Annotated in this window: 18 protein-coding genes; 8 read left to right on the top strand and 10 right to left on the bottom strand. The window is 68.9% G+C overall.

Annotation, left to right across the window (positions count from 1 at the left end; all coding sequences use genetic code 11):
• Nucleotides 1-2: 2 nt before the first annotated feature.
• Genes J2X20_RS10580 through J2X20_RS10565 form a run of 4 tightly spaced genes read right to left on the bottom strand, consistent with a single transcriptional unit; the run spans nucleotide 3 to nucleotide 5929 of the window.
• The gene (locus tag J2X20_RS10580) at nucleotides 3-1520 is read right to left on the bottom strand and encodes an MFS transporter (protein ID WP_310264205.1); all 1518 of its coding nucleotides are present in this window, start codon (nucleotides 1518-1520) and stop codon (nucleotides 3-5) included.
• A 36-nt stretch (nucleotides 1521-1556) separates the two neighbouring features.
• Complete coding sequence (locus J2X20_RS10575) at nucleotides 1557-3191, bottom strand: glycoside hydrolase family 43 protein (protein WP_310264203.1); 1635 nt, start codon at nucleotides 3189-3191, stop codon at nucleotides 1557-1559.
• A gap of 18 nt (nucleotides 3192-3209) precedes the next feature.
• Nucleotides 3210-4415, bottom strand: a complete 1206-nt coding sequence (locus J2X20_RS10570; protein ID WP_310264201.1) for an ROK family transcriptional regulator — start codon at nucleotides 4413-4415, stop codon at nucleotides 3210-3212.
• On the bottom strand, nucleotides 4406-5929 hold the full coding sequence (locus tag J2X20_RS10565; protein ID WP_310264199.1) for an MFS transporter: 1524 nt from the start codon (nucleotides 5927-5929) through the stop codon (nucleotides 4406-4408). The genes J2X20_RS10570 and J2X20_RS10565 overlap by 10 nt, the downstream gene beginning before the upstream one ends.
• A gap of 237 nt (nucleotides 5930-6166) precedes the next feature.
• Here J2X20_RS10565 and J2X20_RS10560 point away from each other — a divergent pair, with 237 nt between their 5' ends.
• The 4 genes from J2X20_RS10560 to J2X20_RS10545 are packed head-to-tail and all read left to right on the top strand — an operon-like array spanning nucleotide 6167 to nucleotide 11243.
• Entirely contained in the window at nucleotides 6167-8281 is a 2115-nt protein-coding gene (locus tag J2X20_RS10560; RefSeq protein WP_310264197.1) for an alpha-glucuronidase family glycosyl hydrolase, read from the top strand.
• Nucleotides 8282-8338: 57 nt separating this feature from the next.
• Nucleotides 8339-9427: a LacI family DNA-binding transcriptional regulator gene (locus J2X20_RS10555; protein WP_310264195.1), complete on the top strand. Its 1089-nt coding sequence runs from the start codon at nucleotides 8339-8341 to the stop codon at nucleotides 9425-9427.
• 26 nt (nucleotides 9428-9453) lie between these two features.
• Nucleotides 9454-10284 (top strand): NAD-dependent epimerase/dehydratase family protein, encoded by an 831-nt coding sequence (locus tag J2X20_RS10550; protein WP_310264193.1) that lies wholly within the window; start codon nucleotides 9454-9456, stop codon nucleotides 10282-10284.
• Entirely contained in the window at nucleotides 10281-11243 is a 963-nt protein-coding gene (locus J2X20_RS10545; RefSeq protein ID WP_310264191.1) for an SMP-30/gluconolactonase/LRE family protein, read from the top strand. The genes J2X20_RS10550 and J2X20_RS10545 overlap by 4 nt, the downstream gene beginning before the upstream one ends.
• On the opposite strand, the gene J2X20_RS10540 is transcribed toward J2X20_RS10545, so the two are convergent.
• Nucleotides 11240-11863, bottom strand: coding sequence for a LysE family translocator (locus tag J2X20_RS10540; RefSeq protein ID WP_310264190.1), 624 nt, complete (start codon nucleotides 11861-11863; stop codon nucleotides 11240-11242). The two genes, J2X20_RS10545 and J2X20_RS10540, sit on opposite strands and share 4 nt — an antisense overlap.
• A 92-nt stretch (nucleotides 11864-11955) precedes the next feature.
• Here J2X20_RS10540 and J2X20_RS10535 point away from each other — a divergent pair, with 92 nt between their 5' ends.
• The 3 genes from J2X20_RS10535 (at nucleotide 11956) to J2X20_RS10525 (ending at nucleotide 14809) form a co-directional block, all read left to right on the top strand.
• Nucleotides 11956-12399 carry an Lrp/AsnC family transcriptional regulator gene (locus tag J2X20_RS10535; RefSeq protein ID WP_310264188.1) on the top strand — a complete coding sequence of 148 codons (444 nt, stop codon included), beginning with the start codon at nucleotides 11956-11958 and terminating at the stop codon, nucleotides 12397-12399.
• A gap of 276 nt (nucleotides 12400-12675) precedes the next feature.
• Nucleotides 12676-12909 carry a hypothetical protein gene (locus tag J2X20_RS10530; protein ID WP_310264186.1) on the top strand — a complete coding sequence of 78 codons (234 nt, stop codon included), beginning with the start codon at nucleotides 12676-12678 and terminating at the stop codon, nucleotides 12907-12909.
• The gene (locus J2X20_RS10525; RefSeq protein WP_310264183.1) at nucleotides 12902-14809 is read left to right on the top strand and encodes an AAA family ATPase; all 1908 of its coding nucleotides are present in this window, start codon (nucleotides 12902-12904) and stop codon (nucleotides 14807-14809) included. Before J2X20_RS10530 ends, J2X20_RS10525 begins: the two co-directional genes overlap by 8 nt.
• Here the strand turns inward: J2X20_RS10525 and J2X20_RS10520 are convergent.
• Nucleotides 14806-15873, bottom strand: coding sequence for a pirin family protein (locus J2X20_RS10520; protein ID WP_310264182.1), 1068 nt, complete (start codon nucleotides 15871-15873; stop codon nucleotides 14806-14808). The two genes, J2X20_RS10525 and J2X20_RS10520, sit on opposite strands and share 4 nt — an antisense overlap.
• Before the next feature lie 53 nt (nucleotides 15874-15926).
• Here J2X20_RS10520 and J2X20_RS10515 point away from each other — a divergent pair, with 53 nt between their 5' ends.
• A complete protein-coding gene (locus J2X20_RS10515) occupies nucleotides 15927-16295 on the top strand; it encodes a YciI family protein (RefSeq protein ID WP_310264180.1) in 369 nt (122 codons plus the stop codon).
• Nucleotides 16296-16317: 22 nt separating this feature from the next.
• Here the strand turns inward: J2X20_RS10515 and J2X20_RS10510 are convergent, their stop codons facing one another.
• The 4 genes from J2X20_RS10510 to J2X20_RS10495 form a co-directional block, all read right to left on the bottom strand.
• Nucleotides 16318-17049, bottom strand: coding sequence for a type 1 periplasmic-binding domain-containing protein (locus J2X20_RS10510; protein WP_310264178.1), 732 nt, complete (start codon nucleotides 17047-17049; stop codon nucleotides 16318-16320).
• Nucleotides 17050-17163: 114 nt separating this feature from the next.
• Nucleotides 17164-18918: an IlvD/Edd family dehydratase gene (locus J2X20_RS10505; protein ID WP_310264176.1), complete on the bottom strand. Its 1755-nt coding sequence runs from the start codon at nucleotides 18916-18918 to the stop codon at nucleotides 17164-17166.
• A complete protein-coding gene (locus J2X20_RS10500) occupies nucleotides 18915-20078 on the bottom strand; it encodes a fumarylacetoacetate hydrolase family protein (protein WP_310264174.1) in 1164 nt (387 codons plus the stop codon). Before J2X20_RS10500 ends, J2X20_RS10505 begins: the two co-directional genes overlap by 4 nt.
• A 22-nt stretch (nucleotides 20079-20100) precedes the next feature.
• Entirely contained in the window at nucleotides 20101-20778 is a 678-nt protein-coding gene (locus J2X20_RS10495; RefSeq protein ID WP_310264173.1) for a GntR family transcriptional regulator, read from the bottom strand.
• Nucleotides 20779-20838 lie beyond the last annotated feature (60 nt).

Genomic DNA, 20838 nt, shown 5'->3' with positions numbered 1-20838 from the left:
GTTCAGGCGGGCGCCAGGCCGGCTTGCAGGCGGCGTTGGGCGAGGTCGTCGGCCATCTTCAACGTGGTGTGCTTGTTCAGTCTGTTGGCCAGCATGCAGAGGGTGCAGGCCGCGAACAGCGCGCCGACGCCGAAGCTGGACATGACGCGGTAGCCCTCGACGGCGTTGGCCGCCGTGGGTTGCTGGGTGTCGTAGCCGAAGAAGCCGGCCAGGCACCACAGCAGGCCCGCCGAGCCCAGGGCCAGGCCCGACTTCAGCGAGAAGCCGATGGTGGCGAAGACCATGCCGGTGAAGCGGCGGCCGGTCTGCCATTCGGAGTAGTCGGCCGCGTCGGCATACATGGCCCACATGACGGCGATGGTGGGCGCGTAGAAGACCGAGCCCAGCATGTGCAGCCCCAGCATGCCCCACACGGCCGTGGGCGGCATGAAGTACAGGGCGCAGGCCTGCAGCGTCGCCAGCGCAAAGCCGGCGATCGCGACGGTGCGCTTGCCGAAGCGTGCCGAGAGCCCCGCGGTCAGCATGATGACGACGATGGTCGTGCCGAAGCCGGCCATGTTCAGGATGCTGTTGTAGACGTCGGCCACATTGGACTGGGCCAGGCTGTCGCGCGTGCCGTGCACGATATAGCCCAGGGTGTCGGCGAGGCTGCCGGTGCCGGCGGGGTCGGGCGTCGTTAGGCCCAGCGCCGCGACGAAGTCGAACATGGCGGCCTTGTCGACATAGTGGTGGTAGTAGCTGTAGTGGGCGCCGCCGCGCAGCGACAGCATGCCGAAGTTGAAGACCGTGTAGGCCACCAGGGCGATCCACGGGCCGTTCTTCAGCAGGTCGGCGAAGTCCTGCCGGGGCGAGGCGTGGGTCTCCACGATGGGCTTGATGCGCTCCTTCGTCGTGAAGAAGGTGATCACGAACAGCACCAGGCACAGCGCGGCCCAGATCGTCATCGTGACTTGCCAGCCGTGGGCGCGGTCATGGCCTTGCGCGAACTTGGCCACCAGCGGCAGCGTGAAGCCGCCGACGATGAACTGCGCGATGTTGACCGACACGAAGCGGTAGGAGTTGAGCTTGGTGCGCTCGTTCAGGTCGCCCGTCATGACGCCGCCCAGGGCCGAGTAGGGCATGTTGTTCATCGAGTACAGCGTCATCAGCAGCGTGTTGGTGATGCCGGCGTAGGCGATGACCATGCCGGTGCTCCAGCCCCAGCTCGGGTCGGGCGTCGTGTAGGCCGCGATCATGACGACGCACCAGGGCAGGGTCGTCCACAGCACCCAGGGCCGGAACTTGCCCCAGCGGGTGTTCGTGCGGTCGGCGAGGATGCCCATGATGGGGTCGAAGAGAGCGTCCCACAGCCGCGGCCACAGCAGGATGGCCGCGGCCGTGCTGGCCGACAGACCGAACACGTCCGTGTAGAAGTTGAGCTGGAACAGCACCATCGTCATGAAGACGAAGTTGGCGGCGGCGTCGCCGCAGCTGTAGCCGGCCTTCTCCAGGAAGGACAACGGTGCGTGGGTGGTGGCCATGGGCTTGTCTCGTCTGTTGTTGTGTGAGCGCTGGTCTCAGGGCTGCGCTTCGTAGGAGAAGTAGTCGAAGTCGGCGGCAAGGCGCTGGCCCGACAGGTCCTGGCAGGCGATGCCGATGAAGTTGCCGGTAAAACCGAAGCTGCGGGCATAGCCGTCGACGAAGCGCGTGACCGCCTCGTCGCTGAGCATGGCGGTGTCCAGCAGCGGGCCAACGTCCTGCCAGGCCGCGTCGCCCTGGCGGAACTGGAACTGGTAGCGGTCGTGGCGGAACTCGACGGCCAGGTCCACAGCGCCGTCTTCCAACGCGACGGGCGTGGCCGGCTCGCTCAGCGCCGAGTCGCGATTGACGGTCAGGCGCAGCACGCGCTTGTTGGAATCGACGTCGCGGCTGATATGCAGATAGGCGTGGTTGCCGGTGTTGTAGTAGGCGACCAGTCCAGCCATCTGCTGGAAGAGTTCGGGCGCGAACTCCAGCCGCGTCTCGACGCGGCAGTTGAAGTGCTGCTGGCGGCGTGCGACCAGGCTCTGGTCAAACAGGCTCATCAGCGACTCGCGGCCCTTGAGGCGCAGCCAGCCGGGGCGTTCGGTCAGCGAGAGCCAGCTCTCGTCGAAAGGGACGCGCAGCGAGTTCAGGTGATGGTTCAGCGTCGGCGAATCGAAGTCGTCGCGCACCGCCTCGGCGGGGAAGACATGTTCGGGTAGGCCGGGCTCGGCAACCTGCAGGCGCGGCGCATTGCCGCCGCCCTCGATCTCAGGCCAGTCATCGTCGCGCCAGTGGATGCGCTGGATGCCGGTCTCGCGGCCCAGCGGGCAGTGCAGGTTTTCGTAGACGCCGTTCTGCTTGCCGGCGTTCGGGCCACTCCATTCCAGCGGCCGGCCGCAGAGGTGGGCCAGGTACCAGTCGCCGTTCTGGGTCTCGACCAGGCTGGCGTGGCCGCTGCGCTGCAGGCCGTCGGTGGGCTGCTTCCAGGCCGTCAGCAGCGGGTTGCCCGGCAGGGTCTCGTAGGGACCGTCGATGTTGCGCGAGCGGGCCAGCGTCACGGCATGCTCGTAGAAGGTGCCGCCCTCGGCCGTCATCAGGTAGTACCAGCCCTTGCGGCGGTACAGATGCGGGCCTTCGACGACCTGCAGCTCGGTACCGGCGTAGATGTTCTTGACCGGGCCGACCAGGCGCCTGGCCTCATGGTCGTACTCCTGCAGCAGGATGCCGTTGAAGTGGTGCTTGCCGGGCTGGTGGATCCACTGCTGGTTCACGAGCCAGTGGCGGCCGTCCTCGTCATGGAAGAGGCTGGGGTCGAAGCCCGAGCTGTTCAGATAGATGGGCTCGCTCCACGGGCCGTCGATGCTGGGCGCCGTGATCAGATAGTTGTGCGTGTCCTTGAAGGCGCCGATGGTGGAGCGCACATCGGTGTAGATCAGCCAGAACTGGCCGCCGGCATGGCTCAGGCAGGGCGCCCAGACGCCGGCCGAGTCGGGGTGGCCGAGCAGGTCGAGCTGGCTCTTGCGCGTGCAGGCATAGCTGTGATGGCGCCAGTGCTTGAGGTCGCGCGAATGATGGATGCGCACGCCGGGCCACCACTCGAAGGTGGAGGTGGCGATGTAGTAGTCGTCGCCGACGCGGCAGATCGAGGGGTCGGCATGGAAGCCCGGCAGGATGGGATTGGTGATCATGGAATCAGTACGACGAAGTCAGGCGGCCGCGGCCAGGCGGCGGGCGGCGATCAGGGGGCGGGTGAGTCGATAACGGGCCAGTGCCGCGGCGCCGACGGGGACGGCGTCGGCGCCGAAGCGGGTCAGGGTGACCGTGGGTGTGGCCACGCTCGCGGCGGTGGCAAAGCCTTCCAGGGTCTGGAAGGCCGCATGCAGGAAGGGCGATCCGAGTTCGACGGCGCTGCCGCCGAGCACGATGCGGCCGGGGTCGTAGGCGGCGCAGAGATTGGCCAGCAGCATGCCGAGATAGCGGCCGGCCTGGGCCACGGCCTCAGTGCTGCCGGGCGCCTTGCTGTGCAGGCGGCGTTGCACTTCGGCCAGGCCGCCGGCCGCGTCACCTTCCGGCAACATGGCGCGAAAGCCGATCATGGCCTCGGCGCAACCGCGGCGGCCGCAGCTGCAGCGCGGGCCGTCGATGTCCAGCGTCGTGTGGCCGACCTCGCCGGCCAGGCCATGGGCGCCGGTCAGCAGCCTGTCCTCCACGACGATGCCGGCGCCCACACCCAGGCCCAGGCTCAGGAAGATCAGCGGATCGGGTACGGCTTCGTTGGCGGCGCCGAATTCCAGTTCGCCCATGACGGCCATGTCGGCGTCGTTCTGCACGAAGAGGGGCGCGCCTTGCAGCGGCGTGCCGCGCAGGTGCTCGGACAGCAGCCGGCCGGCGGGCAGGTCACGCCAGCCGAGGTTGTGGGCGAAGTGCAGATGGCCGCGCGCCTCGTCAACGGCGCCGGGCAGGCCGATACCGATGCCGATGACGCGCTGGGCCGGCGTGTCCAGGCGCGCATGCACCTGCAGCAGCAGCTTGGCGGCACGCACCAGGGCCAGGTGGGCGTCGCGGCCGGCGTCCAGGGGCGAGCGGGCGCGGGCCAGCACGTCGCCGGTCAGCGAGGTGGCGACGACGTTGACGCCGTCCACGCCCAGTTCGGCGCCCAGCAGCACGAGGCGGCCGGGGTCGACAAAGAGAGGCGTGGGCCGGCGGCCCAGCTCGCCGGTGGCGACGACCTCGCGCTCCAGCAGCCAGCCCTCGGCGATCAGCTCCCTGGTCAGGGCGCTGACGGTGGACTTGGTCAATTGCAGGGCCTCGGCCAAGGCCGCACGCGACTGGCCCGGCCAGGCGCTCAACTGCCGCACGATGGCCATGCGGTTGAGGTCCTTGAGCAGGTGCTGGTCGGCGGTCAGCTGCATGCCAGCACCTCCGAAGCGGCACGCGGACGGCCGGCATGCAGCAGTGCGCCACCGATCAGCGTGACGCCGATGGCGGCGGTCAAGGCCTGGGCGGCGCCGGAGAACCTGGCTGCGGCGACGCAGGCTTCCCAGTTCGCGGCGATCAGCCAGGCGAGCGCGGCACCGACGGTGGCGAGCAGGCCGCCCGCCGTCAGCAGGCCCCGGTGGGGCAGGCGCATGTCCATGCCGGCGTCGACATCCACGCGCTCGAAGCGGCCATGGAACCACAGCCAGAAGATGCCGAGGCTGCTCAGGTGCATCAGGCCGGCGAAGACGAACACCCACTGCTGGGTGCCTGTCCACTGCACGGCGAGCGCGGCCAGCAGCGCGATGAACATGCCGCCGATGCCGCCGGCCGTGGCGCCCAGGCCGATGACGGCGCCCGAGACCTTGGTCGGGAAGAGGTCGGTCGCCGAGGTCAGCAGATTGGCCGACCAGGCCTGGTGGCAGGCCGTGGCCAGCGTGATCAGCGCGATGCACAGCGCAAAGCTGTCGCTGCTGTAGGCCAGGATGGCGCCGGGCATGCAGGCCGCGGCGGCGCCCATGGCCGTCATGCGAGCATGGCCGACGGGCCAGCCGCGCTTGACCAGGGTGCTGGACAGCCAGCCGCCGAAGATGGAGCCGACGCTGGAGCCGAGATAGATCAGCGCGACGAGGCCGGCGCTCTTCAGCGGGTTCTGGCCGCGCTCGCGCTCCAGATAGGACGGCAGCCAGAACAGGAAGAACCACCAGACCGGGTCGGTCAGCAGCTTGCCAATCAGAAAGGGCCAGATGGCCTTGAAGCGCAACAGGGCCGTCCAGGGCAGCTTGACCGTCGCCTGCTGCGCCGGCTGGCCGGCCTGGATGTGGGCCAGTTCCTCGGCCGAGACGCGCTGGTGCTGTTCCGGCGCGCTGAAGCCACGCTCCCAGAACACCAGCCAGGCCAGGCCCACGCCGCCGATGGCGACAAAGGCGAACTGCCAGCCGAAGCTGACCGCCAGCCAGACCGTGATGGGTGAGGCGATGACACCCAGGGCCGTGCCCGAGTTGAAGACGCCGGTGGCCAGGGCCCTCTCCTGCTGCGGGAACCACATCGCCACGGCCTTGATGGCAGCGGGGAAATGGGCCGCTTCGGCCATGCCGAGCAGGAAGCGCACGACGATCAACCCGAACACCGAGGCCACCACGCCATGGGCCGCGGCGGCAGCCGACCACAGCAGCAGGGCGGCGGCCAGACTGCGCTTGACGCCGAAGCGGTCGATGGCCGTGCCGATCAGCGGTGGAAAGGCGGCGTAGGCGGCCGTGAAGGCGAAGGTGATCCAGCCATAGTCCGCGTCGCTCAGGGCCAGGCCACCGGCCTCGAAGGGCTGCTGCAGGCTGGTCTTGAGCACCGACAACGCGTTGCGGTCGATGTAGTTGATGGTGGTCGCGACGAAGAGCAGGGCGCAGACGATCCAGCGCTGGCGGCCCAGCGGCTTGGCGAGCCCCCCGGCCATCACGCCCCCTTGAACGCAGCCGCCCCGGGCGCGGTGGCGCGGGCGGAGGTCGCGGGAGCCAGGATGGCGAGGTCAGGGTTCAACGTGCTGTCTCCAGGGGCGCGGCGCGCGGTGGCGCCTCTTTTCGGGCTTGCTAGGGGCTCAAATGTAGCGCTACCATTTTGCTTTGTGCAAGCGAGAAATCTCTAACATTCCCGCAATTCCGGGGTCTTGGCCCGGGCGACAACAGGAGACAGGATGAAGACTTGGGCCAAGAGGCTGGCAGCGGCGCTGCTGGGGATGGCGTTGCTGCCCGCCTGGGGCGCCGTGGAGGATGGCTACGACTTGTGGCTGCGCTACCGCGGCCTGGCCATGGTGGCCCAGGCCCGGGTCGCGACCCAGGCGCGCAGCATCGTCCACGCCGAACCGGCCTCGCCAACGCTGCAGGCCGCGGTGGCGGAACTGAAGCGCGGCGTGGCCGGCATGACGGGGAAGGAGGCGGCGTCGGCGACCCAGTCGGCGGACGGCGCGTTGCTGCTGGTCACGCCGGCCAACGCGCCCAAGGGTGTCGATCTGCCCTGGTCAGAACTCGGCCGTGAGGGCTATGCGCTGCGCAGCCTGAAGTTGGGCGGCCGGGCGGTGACCGTGATCGCCGCCAACACCGATACCGGCCTGCTCTACGGCAGCTTTGCGTGGCTGCGAGCAGCACAGACGGGCGCCGACCTGTCCCGGCTGGACCTGCGTGCCGCGCCCAAGCTCGGCCTGCGTCTGCTCAACCATTGGGACAACCTGGACCGCACGGTCGAGCGTGGCTATGCCGGCGCCTCGATCTGGGACTGGTGGAAGCTGCCCGACCTCCGCGACGTCAGGTACGTCGACTACGCGCGTGCCAACGCATCCCTGGGTATCAATGGCACGGTGTTGAACAACGTCAACGCCAAGGCCGATTCGCTGACCGCGCCCTTCATCGCCAAGGCGGCGGCGCTGGCCGAGGTGTTGCGCCCCTATGGCATCAAGGTGTGGCTGTCGGCGCGCTTCTCGGCGCCCAAGGAACTGGGCGGGCTGAAGACGGCCGACCCGCTGGACCCGGCCGTGCGCGCCTGGTGGAAGGCCAAGGCCGACGAGATCTACCAGAGCATCCCGGACTTCGGCGGCTTCCTCGTCAAGGCCAATTCCGAAGGCCAGCCTGGGCCGCAGGACTATGGGCGCAATCACGTCGACGGCGCCAATATGCTGGCCGAGGCGCTCAGCGCCCATGGCGGCGTCGTCATGTGGCGGGCCTTTGTCTATGCGCCGGATACCGGCGACCGGGCGAAACAGGCGTTCGCCGAGTTCCAGCCGCTGGATGGCCAGTTTGCTGCCAACGTCATCGTGCAGGTCAAGAACGGCGCCATCGACTTCCAGCCGCGCGAGCCCTTCCATCCCTTGTTCGGCGCCATGCCGAAGACGCCGCTGGCGCTGGAACTGCAGATCACCAAGGAATACCTGGGCTTCTCGACCCACCTCGTCTACCTCGGCCCGCTGTTCGAGGAGGTGCTGCGCGCCCAGCCCGACGGCGCGCCGGTGGCCCAGCATGTCAAGGCGATTGCCGGTGTGGCCAATATCGGCAGCGACCGCAACTGGAGCGGCTCGCATTTCGACCAGGCGAATTGGTACGCCTTCGGCCGCTTGGCCTGGAACCCCGAGCTGGCCTCAAGCGACGTCGCCCGCGAGTGGGTGCAGCAGACCTTCACGACCGCGCCGCGCGCCGTCGACAGCCTCGTCGCCATGATGCTGGCCTCGCGCGAGGCCGTGGTCGACTACATGACGCCGCTGGGGCTGCACCATCTGATGGGCACCGCCCACCACCATGGCCCGGCGCCCTGGGTCGACGACCTGGAGCGGGCCGACTGGAACCCGGTCTATTTCCACCGCGCCGGCCGCGATGGCATCGGCTTCGACCGCACGCCGCGCGGCAGCAATGCCGTGGCCCAGTACGCGCCCGACTGGGCCGCCCGCCTGGCCAGGCCCGAGACGACGCCCGAAGACTGGCTGCTGTGGTTCCACCACCTGCCCTGGGACTATCCGCTGCGCTCGGGCCGCACGCTGTGGGCCGAGCTGGTGGCCCGCTATGACCGCGGTGTCGCGACCGTGGCCGACATGCGCTCGCAATGGGCCGCGCTGAAAGCAGACATCGACCCGCAGCGCCATGCCGACGTCGCCGCCTATCTCGCCGTGCAGGAGGCCGAGGCGCGTTGGTGGCGTGACGCCTGCGTCGCCTATTTCCAGTCCGTCTCGGGCCTGCCGCTGCCGGCGGGCACGCGGGCGCCGGCACATTCCCTGGATGAGTACAAGGCCCAACGTTTCAATTTCGCACCGGGCCGTGGGGGCTAGACCCGCTCCAAATATGATTGCGCAAACAGCCCCACCGTCATTCGAGGAAATAAACCTTTGAAGCCATCCGCACGTGCTGGACGCAGCACCAAGGTCGCCACCATCGCCGACGTGGCCCAGCTCGCGGGCGTGTCGCCGATGACGGTGTCGCGGGTCATCAACGGTGAGCAGAACGTGCGGCCCGGCACGCGCGAGAAGGTGCAGGCCGCCGTCGCCGAGCTGAACTACGTGCCCAACCAGGCGGCCCGCCACCTGGCCGGTTCCGAGCCCATCCGCATCGGCATGCTCTATATCGACCCGACGGCGGGCTATCTGAACGAGTTCCTGATCGGGCTGCTGAACAAGGCCAGCCTGCGCCATGTGCAGCTCATCGTGCAGCGCTGCGAGGCCGCGCGCGAGGGCGAGGAAAAGCCGGTGGCCGAGATGATCGCCAACGGCATCGACGGGTTGATCCTGCCGCCGCCCTTCTGCGATTCCCAGCCGCTTCTGAAGCTCGTCGCCGAGACCGACACGCCGGCCGTCGTCGTGTCTGCCGGCCAACCGCCCGAGGACGTCTGCGCCGTCGGCATCGACGACTACCAGGCCGCCTACGAGATGACGCGCCACCTGCTGAACCTGGGCCACCACCGCCTGGGCTTCATCATCGGCGACCCCTACCAGAGCAGCAGCTCGCGCCGCCTCGCGGGCTTTCATGCGGCCATGGCCGACGCCGGCCTCAACATCGAGGAGGAAGAGGTCGTCGCCCAGGGCATGTTCACCTACCGCTCGGGCCTGGACGCGGCGGAGCTCCTGCTGTCGCAGGAGCGCCGCCCGACGGCCATCTTCGCAAGCAATGACGACATGGCCGCCGCCACGGTCGCCATCGCCCACCGCATGGGCCTGGACGTGCCCAGCGACCTGACCGTCGTCGGCTTCGACGATGCGCCGCTGGCCACCACCATCTGGCCCGAACTGACCACCGTGCGCCAGCCCATCATGGAGATGGCCGGCGCCGCGGTCGACCTGCTGGTGCGCCACATCAAGGCGCGCCGCACCGGAGAGCCTCTGCCCTGCGAGCATGAGCTCAAGGACTTCGAACTGGTCCGACGCCAGTCCGACGCCGCACCGCGCCTGCGCCCGCCGCTGCGCAAGGCTGGCGCTTCCTGACCCCGGCCCGCATCGGGCCGTCTTGCATGACTCCTCTTTCCGCCCCGCGCTTCAAGCGCCTGCTGCTGACCGGCGCCGCCGGCAACCTCGGCCGCGTGCTGCGCCCGCGCATGAAGGCTTATTGCGATGTGCTGCGCCTGTCGGACCTCGCCGCCATGGATCCCGCCGGCGACGGCGAGGAAGTCGTGCAGGCGCCCCTGGAAGACCTGGCCGCGATGCAGTCCCTGCTGAAGGACGTCGACGCGGTACTGCACTTCGGCGGCGTGTCCATCGAGAAGCCCTTCGACGTCGTGCTGCCGGCCAATATCGTCGGTGCCTACAACGTCTACGAGGCGGCGCGCCAGCGCGGCGTCAGGCGCATCATCTTCGCCAGCTCCAACCATGTGACCGGCTTCTACAGCCAGGGCGAGACGCTGACGCCGCAGGCCGCGCCGCGGCCGGACAGTTATTACGGCCTGTCCAAGGCCTTTGGCGAGGACCTGGCCCAGTTCTATTTCGACCGCTACGGCCTGGAGACGGTGTCGGTGCGCATCGGCTCCAGCTGGCCGGTGCCGACCGACAGACGCATGCTGTCGAGCTGGCTCAGCTTCGACGATCTGGAGCGCCTGATGGTTGCGGCGTTGAGCGCGCCCGTCGTCGGCCACAGCATCATCTACGGCATGAGCGACAACCGCTCGACCTGGTGGGACAACAGCAAGTCCAACCACATCGGCTTCAAGCCCCAGGACAGCTCCGAGCCCTGGCGCGCTGAGGTCGAGGCGGCCCAGCCCTATGTCGATCCCAGCCGGCCCGAGGTGCGCTGCCAGGGCGGCCAGTTCGTCACCCTCGGTCCCTTCGAAAAAGATCCCGAAGCATGAAGATCGCCTTCACGCCCAATGCGCGCCGGCCCGATCCGGCCATCGAGGTGCTGGACGAGGCCTTCCTGCCGCTGCGCCTGTTTGCCGCCGGCGTCGAGCAGCTCGCCACCGGCCTGGCCTGGGCCGAAGGCCCGGTGTGGTTCGGCGACGGCCGCTATCTGCTGGTCTCCGACATCCCCAACAACCGCATCCTGCGCTGGGACGAGACGACGGGCGCCGTCAGCGACTTCCGCAACCCCAGCAACAACGCCAACGGCCATGTGCGCGACGCCCAAGGTCGGCTGGTCAGCTGCGAACATCTGACGCGGCGCATCACGCGCACCGGGTATGACGGCCGCATCACGGTGCTGGCCGATCGCTACCAGGGCAAGCGCCTGAACTCGCCCAACGACATCACCTGCGCAGCTGACGGCAGCCTGTGGTTCAGCGACCCGCTGTTCGGCATCCTCAGCGACTTCGAAGGCGAGAGGGCCGAGCCCGAACTGGCCCAGGGCGTCTACCGTATCGACGGCGCGACGGGCGAGCTCACACTGCAGCTCGACGACCTCAACGGCCCCAACGGCCTGGCCTTCAGCCCCGATGGCCAGGTCCTCTACGTCATCGAGAGCCGCGCCAGGCCGCATCGCTGCATCTGGGCCTATGACGTGGACGGTGCAGCCCTGAGCAACAAGCGCCTCTTCGTCGATGCCGGCGGCCCCGGCGCCTTCGACGGCATGGCCATCGACGTGCAGGGCAATCTCTGGTGCGGCTTCGGCAGCGATGGCAGCGCCGGCGCCGATGCGTCGCGGCTCGACGGCGTCAAGGTCTATGACGCGACGGGCAAGGCTCTGGCCCATATCCATCTGCCCGAGCGCTGCGCCAACCTCTGCTTCGGCGGCGCCAAGGGCAATCGCCTCTTCATGGCCAGCACGCATTCGCTGTACGCGCTGTATGTGAACACGCGCGGCGCCGTGGCCTAGCCGGCCACCAGCGTGGTCAGCTGATAGGCCGCGAACCCGGCCAGCAGCAGGGCCGATCCGCGCCGGATCCAGCGCAGATGCGCGCTGCGCAGCCGCTCGCGCAGGCGGCCCACCATGCCCACCAGCACCAGCCACCAGGCCGCCGAGCCGATGAAGACGCCGGCGATCATCCACGTGGGTGACACGTTGGCCATGCCGGCGGCCAGCGACGAGAACACCGCGATGAAGGACAGGATGGTGGCGGGGTTGGACATCGTCAGCAGGAAGGTGCCGCCAAAGGCCTGCCAGCCTTTCACGCCGCCCTGGACGGCGGCCGCCTGCCTGGCCTCCGCCTGATGCCAGGCCTGCCAGGCCAGCCACAGCAGGAAGAGGGCGCCGCCCAGCGCGAGCACGGAGCGGGCATCGGTCAGCAGCGTGATCACCGCCGTCACGCCGAAGGCACCGATGGCGCCATAGAGGGCGTCGGCCACGGCCGCACCCAGGCCGGTGGCCAGGCCCACGCGGGTGCCGTGGTCCAGGGTGCGCTGGATGCACAGCAGGCCGATCGGCCCGACGGGCGCGGCAATGGACAGGCCAATCAGCGTCGACTTCAGAAAGATGGGCAGGGTTGAGGCATCCATGGGCCAAAAGTCTATGCAGAGCCGTGAGGGCGATAAATGCTGTTTTTCAGGCAGACTCATCGCATTGCCTGAAAGTTTTAGGAGATCTCGTGATGGGCATCGTGGATGAGAAATCCTGGCGCCTTCTCGAGGCCTTGCAGGCCGACGCCCGCGCCTCGCTGAAGACCCTGGCCGAGATCGCCGGGCTGTCGCTGCCGGCCACGGCCGAGCGCATCAAGAAGATGGAGGCCGCCGGGCTGATCCGCGGCTATCACGCCGACATCGCGCCCGAGGCTCTCGGCTACATCATCAAGGCCGTCGTGGCCATCACCACCCAGCATCCCTACAAGCACAAGTTCATCGAGGTGCTGAGAGCCAAGCCGCAGGTGCTGGAATGTCTGCATGTGACGGGGGCCGACTCCTGCCTGTTCACCGTCGTCGCCAAGGACATGCAGGACCTCGAGGGCTTCCTCGCCGGCATCAACCAGTACGGCGAGACGCGCACCTCCATCGTGATGTCGTCGCAGATCCCGCGACGCGGCGTGCAACGGTTCTAGCCGGCACAGGCCGTTGGCCATGCGCAACGCCGCAGCGCCTGCCGCTTGCGCGCCGGCGCTAACACCACCATCATCCGGCCCCCATTGCTGAAGGCGCCACGACAGCGCCCGCATGACGGAGATCCCCTTATGTCCTCCCTGTTCATTACGACCATCGACTGAACACGGTTCCCGAGCCCCGGCTGAACCGTGTCTGTTCCCAGATACGGCCTCAGACCGCGCGGCGAGCAAAGCCCCGGATCCACACAGCCGGGGCTTTTGCTTTTCGGAAACCGAATGAGTGCACAACTCCGTTCCCGCGCCCTCCAGGAGGGGCGGGTCAAGGCCCTGCGCCGCATGAAACAGCCGATGACGCTGGTGCTTGAAGGCGCGCGCGACCCCGTGGCGCGCGCCCTGGCACAGCGCGGCTTGCGAGGCGCCGGTCAACACATCCAAAGTCGCGGCGCCCAGCGCCGTGCCGACCGCGTGGCGCTGCAGGCGCTGCTGCGACGAAAGGATTGGGATGAGTGATTCCCAGCATGAACTGCGCGACCAGCTGGCGCAGAGAAACGAGCAGCTGCAAGCTATCGCCGCCCAGCTCAAGGCCGAGCTGTTCGGCATCGACGCCATCATCGACCGCGTCATCGATTCGGTGCGGGCCTGGTATGTCCTGCCCGAACTGGTCTCGCGGCCCGTCATCGTCTGCCTGTGGGGCCTGACGGGCACGGGCAAGACCCAGTTGGTACGCCGCCTGGCGCAGCTGCTGGGCTTCTACGACCGCTTCGTCGAAGTCCAGATGGACGGCTTCTCGAACGGCGCGGGCTGGCGGGCCGCGGCGAGCATCTCGGCCATGCTGGCGCAGTCCGGCGTGCGCGAGGGCGAGCCAGGCATCCTGGCGCTCGACGAGTTCCAGCGTTTTCGCACCATCGATCTCAAGCGCAACGAGCTGCGCGTCGAACGCTACCAGGACGTCTGGGCCCTGCTGTCCGACGGCCGCCTGCCTCCTGCGCTCTCGCTGCTGGGCGACATCGAGTCGTCCATCGCTGAGGCCGCCTTCGACGCCGAACGCGCCGACGTCGACGAGGCCAAGCTGCGCTTCAAGTTGCGCAGCTGGGAAGCCAAGGAGCTGCAGCGCAACCTCAAGCTCGACGAACCGCTGCTGGAGATCATGGCCTGGACGCCCGAGCAGATCCAGGCCCGCCTGCAGGCCTTTCGCGAAAGCGGGCAAGCGCAATGGGACACCGACTACAGTCGGCTGCTGATCTTCGTCTGCGGCAACCTCGACGAGATGTACGAGGACCTTGCCACCAGCGTGGATGATTGCGACAGCGATGCGGACACCTTCCATGCGCTGACCGTCAAGCTGAGCGTCATCGACGTCAAGCAGGCGCTCAACAAACGTTTCAAGCCCGAGCAGGTGGCGCGCCTTGGCAACGAGCATGTGATCTATCCGTCGCTGCCGCGCCATGCCTACGAGCAGCTGATTGAGCAGGGCTGCCTCCGCTATGCCCGCGAAACTGAAGGCCGCTGCGGCCTGCGCTTCGAGCTGGCCGCGAGCGTGCGCGAGCAGATCTACGCCAACGCCGTGTTCCCCGCCCAGGGCACCCGGCCGCTGTTCTCATCGCTGCACGCCATCCTCGGCGCGGGCCTGGCCAAGGCGGCGTTGTGGGCGCTGGAGCGCGGCGCCTCCCCCGGCGACAGCGTGGGGCTCACGGCCGATGGCCGCAGCCTGATCGCGCATTGGCGCGGCCAGTCGCAGCCCATCGCCGCGCCTTTCGAGATCAGCCGGCTGCGCCAGCGCAGCAACCCCGACTTCCGCGCTTTGCTGGCCGTGCACGAGGCCGGCCACGGCCTGGTGCATGCACTGCTGTTCGGCCGCGCGCCGACTGAGATCAAGATCCATGTCGCCAGCTTCGAGGGCGGCTACAACGCCTACACCTCGCGCAAGGTCTGGTCGCGCGGCAATCTGCTGGACTCCATCTGCACCAGCCTCGCCGGCCGTGCCGCCGAGTGGCTGGTCTTCGGGCCGGAGCTCAGCTCGGGCGGTGCCGAGAGCGACCTGCGCAAGGCCACCGAAACCGCGGCCCGCATGCTGCGCCATCTCGGCCACGGCGAGCGCATCGGGCGCATCGACGTGTCGGCCGACAGCGACGAGCATCTGTGCACCGACGTCGAGACCAGCAATGCACCCATCGAGTCGCTGCTGCAGGCCGAGCATGCGCGTGCGACCCGGCTGCTCCAGACGCACCGCCATGCGCTGCTGGCGCTGGTGGATGAGCTGATCGCCGACGGCCAGGTCACGCCAGCGCGGTTCGCGGCCGTCACGGGGCTGGCGCTGGGCCGGCCCGAGGATGCCCTGGACCCGTATGCGCAGCGTTTGGCGGCGTTCCGCCTGGAGAATTCGGCGGGGCCAGCGCTGCTGAGGGCCTAGGCGGGGAGAGGCGGCACCTGCGAAGCGGGGCTTTCCACCCTGCCGTCGGCATGCCGGGCAAAACGATCCTGCCCGTCGCCGTGCACCGGTGCCGCATCGCTCCACGGCCAGCCGCCGAACTGGGTGCGCCGGTAGTCCTCGAAGGCCTGGCGCAGTTCCTGCTCGGTGTTCATGACGAAGGGCCCGTATTGCGCCACCGGTTCGCCGATGGGGCGGCCTTGCAGCATCAGCAGCTCGGCGACTTCGCCGCCGTTGACCAGCCTGACGGCAGCGCCGGCTTTCACTTCGATGGCCGACCCGACCGCCACGGCCTGGCCGTCGACGCTGATCTGCGCACCGGCGAAAAAATAGAGCTTGCGGCGCGTGCCGTCGCCCAGGGCCGCCGGAAGCACCCATTGCGCGCCCGGCTCCAGGCGCAAGGTCCACATCGCGAGGTCTGCATTCAGTCGTGAGGCCCAGGAGTCCGGCGGTGGTGCCAGCGGCTTGATCACGCGATCGGCGGCCGCGAGGTCGCCGGCAATGCAGACGACTTCGGTGGCCCGTCCGGCCTGGTCGACGCAGCGATGACGTGGGATGTCCTCGGACCAGAACATCGTGAAGTGCGGCTCGACCATCTTGCTGTCGGCTGGCAGGTTGAGCCAGATCTGGAACAGCTCCAGCGGGTTGGGCCGGTCGGTGTGCAGCAGCGGGAACATCTCGGCGTGCACGATGCCCTTGCCGGCGGTCAGCCACTGCACATCGCCGCCGCCAAAGCGCGCGCCGGCGCCGAGGGAGTCGGAGTGGTCGATGCGGCCCTGACGCACGATGGTCACCGTCTCGAAGCCGCGATGCGGGTGGGCGGGGAAGCCGGGCACCTGCTGGCCGTGGTACATGCTCCAGCCGTCCTGGCCGGAGAAGTCCGAGCCGATCTGGCGGCCGCGCAGCAGGGCCGCGTCCGGCCCATGGCGGCCATTGCCCTGCGGATAGGCGTCGTCATGGTGGACGCAGAACAGGAAAGGATCCAGGGTCTCCCAGGGCATGGCCAGGGGCTTGATGGCGACGATGGAAGCGGGCAAGGTGCTCATGGCGCCATTCTGGGCGATGGTGTCGATTCCTGCCGAACCCTGGGAGACCCGCAGTGACGCAATATCTGATCTCGTTCAACGACGGCGCGATGAGCCACATCCCCGAGGAGGACTTCCCGGCCGTCAGCAAGGCCGCGGTCGCCGTGGTGCTGGAGGCCCTGGACCAGGGCGTGTTCATCTTCGGCGGCGGCCTGCTGGACCCGGCGCTGACGACGGTGGTGGCCACGGACGGCAGCATCAGCCAGGGCCCCAACCGGGCCTGCAAGGATTTCATCGGCGGCTTCAGCATCGTCGAGGTGGCGAGCCGGGAGGAGGCCCATCACTGGGCGGCCAGGATCGCCATGGCCTGCCGCTGCGCCCAGGACGTGCGCGAGTTCATGCCGCTGCCGGCGGAGATGGCCGAGCGCGCTCGGCCGCATTGAAACGAGTTGCCGGGCCTGAGCCTCACAACCCCGCCCGCCGCAGCCAGGCTTCGGACTCGACGGGCCGTACGTCGCCGCCCTGTTGCAGCGCCTGCAGCACCCGGTAGCGGCTCTCCATGCCCACCAGCATCAGCACGCGCCGGCCCGGGTGGGCCTTCACCGCGTCGCTGAGGCGCAGGGCGTGGTGCCGGTCCCACTGCTGCTGCACCGGGCCCGCGTTGCCGCCCACCAGGCCCTCCTCGATCTCGCGCAGGGCGGCCACCAGGCGGTCGGTCTTGTCGCTGTTCACGTCGGCGGCCGATTGCCAGCGCGAGGCCAGCGCCTGGTAGGCGGACTGTTTCAGCGCATCCAGGGCCTTGGCACCGGCGGGGTTTTGGGCCTTGAAGGCCTGGTAGCTCTCGCCGCCGGCCGTGGTGAGCTCCTTGAACAGATCCTCATCCGGCTCCGAGCCATAGGCGACGAGGCCTTTCGCATCGAGATAGGGAAAGATGACCTCGGTGTACTCGACCTTGCCGGGCCAGACCTTGCGCGTGCGCAGCTCGGTGGGCGTCACGTCCAGCACCAGCACGTCGGGCTTCACGGCGTCGATGAGCCGTCTCAGCGCGGCCAGGTCATAGGCCGGGACCTGGCGGTGCCGCGAATACAGCGTCGAGATGACGAGAACTTCGCCCGCTTCAGCCGCGGCCACCCGCGTCGGCACCACCGCCGCGAGGGCCAGCATGCCGAGCAGGCGTCGGCGTTCCCAGTTGTCCATGCGCAGACCTCTTGCATTCGAGGTCATGGAATCTAGGGAGCTCGGCGACCCCCGTCTGTGGCATGCGACGAAACCGGCTGGAAGACGACGAGTGCGCTTGAGAGGGCGATGAGACTAGTGGTTATGCCTGGGCGGGGTGTCCACCACGCCGCGATAGGGCAGGGCGAGCTCCAGGCAGGCGCCGGTCGACAGCGGGCCCACCGTCGAGCGGTAGATCTCCTGCCAGGGCGTCTGGCTGGCTGGCGGCTTGGGCGGACCTTCAGAGCGCCGGCGTGACAGCGCCTCCTCGCCGAGCAGCACATCGCAGCGCCCGGCGTTCAGGTCGAAGCGGATGATGTCGCCCGTGCGCAGCCAGGCCAGGCCACCGCCGACGGCGCTTTCGGGCGAGGCGTGCACGATGGAGGGGCTGTCCGAGGTGCCTGACTGGCGGCCGTCGCCCAGCGTGGGCAGGCTGGTGATGCCGCGGCGGATCAACGCGTCCGGGGGCTGCATGTTGACGACCTCGGCGGAGCCCGGCCAGCCCACCGGACCGGCGCCGCGCATGACGAGGATGCAGGCTTCGTCGACATTCAGCGCCGGATCGTTGATGCGGGCGTGGTAGTCGTCGGCGCCATCGAAGACGATGGCCCGGGCCTCGAAGGCGCCGTCCTTCAGATAGCGCTCGCGGAAGGCCGGCGAGATGACGCTGGCCTTCAGGATGGCGAAGTCGAAGAGATTGCCGCTCAGCACGACAAAGCCGGCGTCGGGCTTCAGCGGCGCGCCGACCGGGAAGATGACTTCGCGGTCACGTGTCTCGCGGTCCTTGAGGTTGGCGGCCATGGTGAGGCCGGTCACGGTGGGGCGGGCCGTGCGCAGCAGGCCGGCCTGCTGCAGCTCCCACATGATGGCCGGCACGCCGCCGGCGCGGTGGAAGCGCTCACCGAGGAACTGGCCGGCGGGCTGCATGTTCAGCAGCAGCGGCACGTGCTGGCCGACCTCGGTCCAGTCGGCCGCCGTCAATTCGATGCCGGCGTGCCGTGCCATGGCCGTCAGATGCGGCTGGGCATTGGTCGAGCCACCGATGGCGGCGTTGACGACGATGGCGTCGAGGAAGGCATCGCGGCTGAGAATCTGCGAGGGCCGCAAGTCCTCGCGCGCCATCTCGACGATGCGTCGGCCGGTCTCGTAGGCCATCTGGCCGCGCTCGCGATAGGGCGCGGGGATGGCCGAGCAGCCCGTCAGCGACAGGCCCAGGGCCTCAGCCAGTGCATTCATCGTCGAGGCCGTGCCCATGGTGTTGCAGTGGCCGGCCGATGGGGCCGACGCGGCGGCGATCTGGATGAAAGTCTCCTCATCGATCTCGCCCGCCGCCAACCTGCGCCGGCTGGCCCAGATGGCGGCGCCCGAGCCGACCAGCTGGCCTTCGAACCAGCCGTCCAGCATGGGCCCGCCCGACAGCACGATGGCCGGGATGTCGACGGTGCTGGCGGCCATGACCTGGGCCGGCGTCGTCTTGTCGCAGCCCGTCGTCAGCACAACGGCGTCCAGCGGGTAGCCGTGCAGGATCTCGACGAGGCCGAGATAGGCCAGGTTGCGGTCCAGGGCGGCGGTGGGGCGGCGGCAGTTCTCGAAGATGGGATGCAGCGGGAACTCCATGGCGATGCCGCCGGCGTCGCGGATGCCGTCGCGCACGCGCCGAGCCAGCTCCAGATGGATGCGGTTGCAGGGGCTCAGGTCGCTGCCGCTCTGGGCGATGCCGATGATGGGCCGGCCCGAGCGCAGCTCCTGGGGCGTCAGGCCGTAGTTCATGAAACGCTCCAGGTAGAGCGCCGTCATGTCGACATGGTCGGGGTTGTCGAACCAGTCCTGGGAGCGCAGGCGGCGCGTCATGGCGCGCGGGTCCGCAAATGCTTGATCAGCGCGCCGACGCCATAGGTCCAGGGCGGCAGGGCGTCGCTGCGCTGCACGGTGTTGACCAGGGCGCCCAGGGCCGGGCTGGCGATGGTCACGCGGTCGCCGAGGCGATGCGTGAAGCCGGCGCCCGGTGCGCCGCGGTCCTGGATGGGCGAGAACATGGTGCCCAGAAACAGCATGAAGCCGTCGGGATATTGGTGGTGAGGCCCGCAGGCATGGCCGACCAGCTCCAGCGGGTCGCGGCTGATCTGCTGCATGCGGCTCACCCCGCCGAGCACGAAGCCGTCTTCGGCGCCCTCGATGCGCAGGCTCACCTCGGCCTGGCGCACCGTGTCCAGCGTGAAGTGCTCGCCGTCGAAGAGGCGGATGAAGGGCCCGATGGCGCAGGAGGCGTTGTTGTCCTTGGCCTTGCCCAGCAGCAGGGCGCTGCGGCCCTCGATGTCGCGCAGGTTGACGTCATTGCCCAGCGTGGCGCCGACGACCTCGGCGCGGCCGTTGACGGCCAGCACGACCTCGGGCTCGGGGTTGTTCCATTGCGAGTCGGCGTGCAGGCCGACGGCCGCGCCAAAACCGACGGCCGACATGGGCTGGGCCTTGGTGAAGACCTCGGCGTCGGGGCCCAGGCCCACTTCCAGATAGGGCGACCAGGCGCCGTGCGCGACGAACTCGGCCTTGAGGCGCTGCGCGGCTTCGGAGCCGGGCCGGATGGTGGACAGGTCGCTGCCAATGCTTTCATGCAACTGCTCGCGCAGTGCGTGGGCGCGCGCCGCATCGCCGCCGGCCTGGGCCTCGATGACGCGCTCCAGCAGGCTGACGGCGAAGGTCACGCCGCAGGCCTTGACGGCCTGCAGGTCGCAGGGGGCGAGCAGGCGAGGGTGCCCTGTGCCGGCCAGCATCTCGTCCAGCAGGGCCTGGACCGGGCCAAGCGCCTGGCCGGGCGCGCTGCGGGCGATGTGCAGCAGCTCCGGGTGGTCCAGCAACTCGGCCATCGTCGACGCGTGGTGAGACAGGTCGACCAGTTCGCCGCGGCGCACGGCCACCAGCGCGGGGCCACCGGTTTCGGGGCGCCAGATGCGGCCCAGCAGCAGGGCGCGCTCGGCATCGGCAGGGAGAAAGGTCTCGGCGACAGGATTCATGCGCCGATATTGTGAGCGCTACCTAAAGAATCAGGTACTCGGGATAGCGCTGCTGGATCTCGTCCACCGAAGCCAGGGTGCCGGTCAGATGGTCGCGGACGGCATGCTGGGCGGCTTCGGCATCGCCGGACTCGATGGCTTCCAGGATGGTCTGGTGGCCGGTCATGATGGACTCCGCCTTGCCTTCGGCCGGTACGTGGAGCAGGCGCAGCCGGTCGACGTGACCCGACATGCGCGTCACCACCGCCCACAGCCGTGGCAGGCCGGCGGCCACGTACATCAGCCGGTGGAATTCCTTGTCGGCGGCGATGAAGGCGGGATAGTCCTTGCTGACGGCGAGATCCACCTGGCGCGCCAACTGGCTGCGCAGCGCGGCGATGACGGCCGGGTCATGCGACAGGGCCAGCAGGCGGGCGATCTCGATCTCGATGGAGCGACGCAGGAAATGGGCCTCGCGGGCGGCGGGCACGTCGATGCGGCTGACCTGGGTGGTGGACTGCGCCCGGACGATGACCAGGCCTTCCTCGCTGAGGCGCATCAGGGCGTCGCGCACGGGCGTCTGGCTGACGCCGAAGCGCTGTGCGAGTTCGCCGCGGTCCAGTGCACTGCCGGGTTCCAGCTCCAGGGAAATGATGGCGGCTCGCAGCGCCTCGACGACCTGGGGCGCCGCATGGCGGGTGGGATCTAGCGTGGTGTTCATCTCGGGAGGAAGGGGCAACTCTGCCGTTCGCGGGCCCTTGGAGGAGGCATTGTCATCGCG

It is taken from the genome of Roseateles saccharophilus (genome assembly GCF_031458095.1).
Lineage (GTDB): Bacteria > Pseudomonadota > Gammaproteobacteria > Burkholderiales > Burkholderiaceae_C > Pelomonas > Pelomonas saccharophila_A.
The sequence above is the reverse complement of the archived record's forward strand: the minus strand, read 5'-3'. Positions and strand labels throughout refer to the sequence as shown.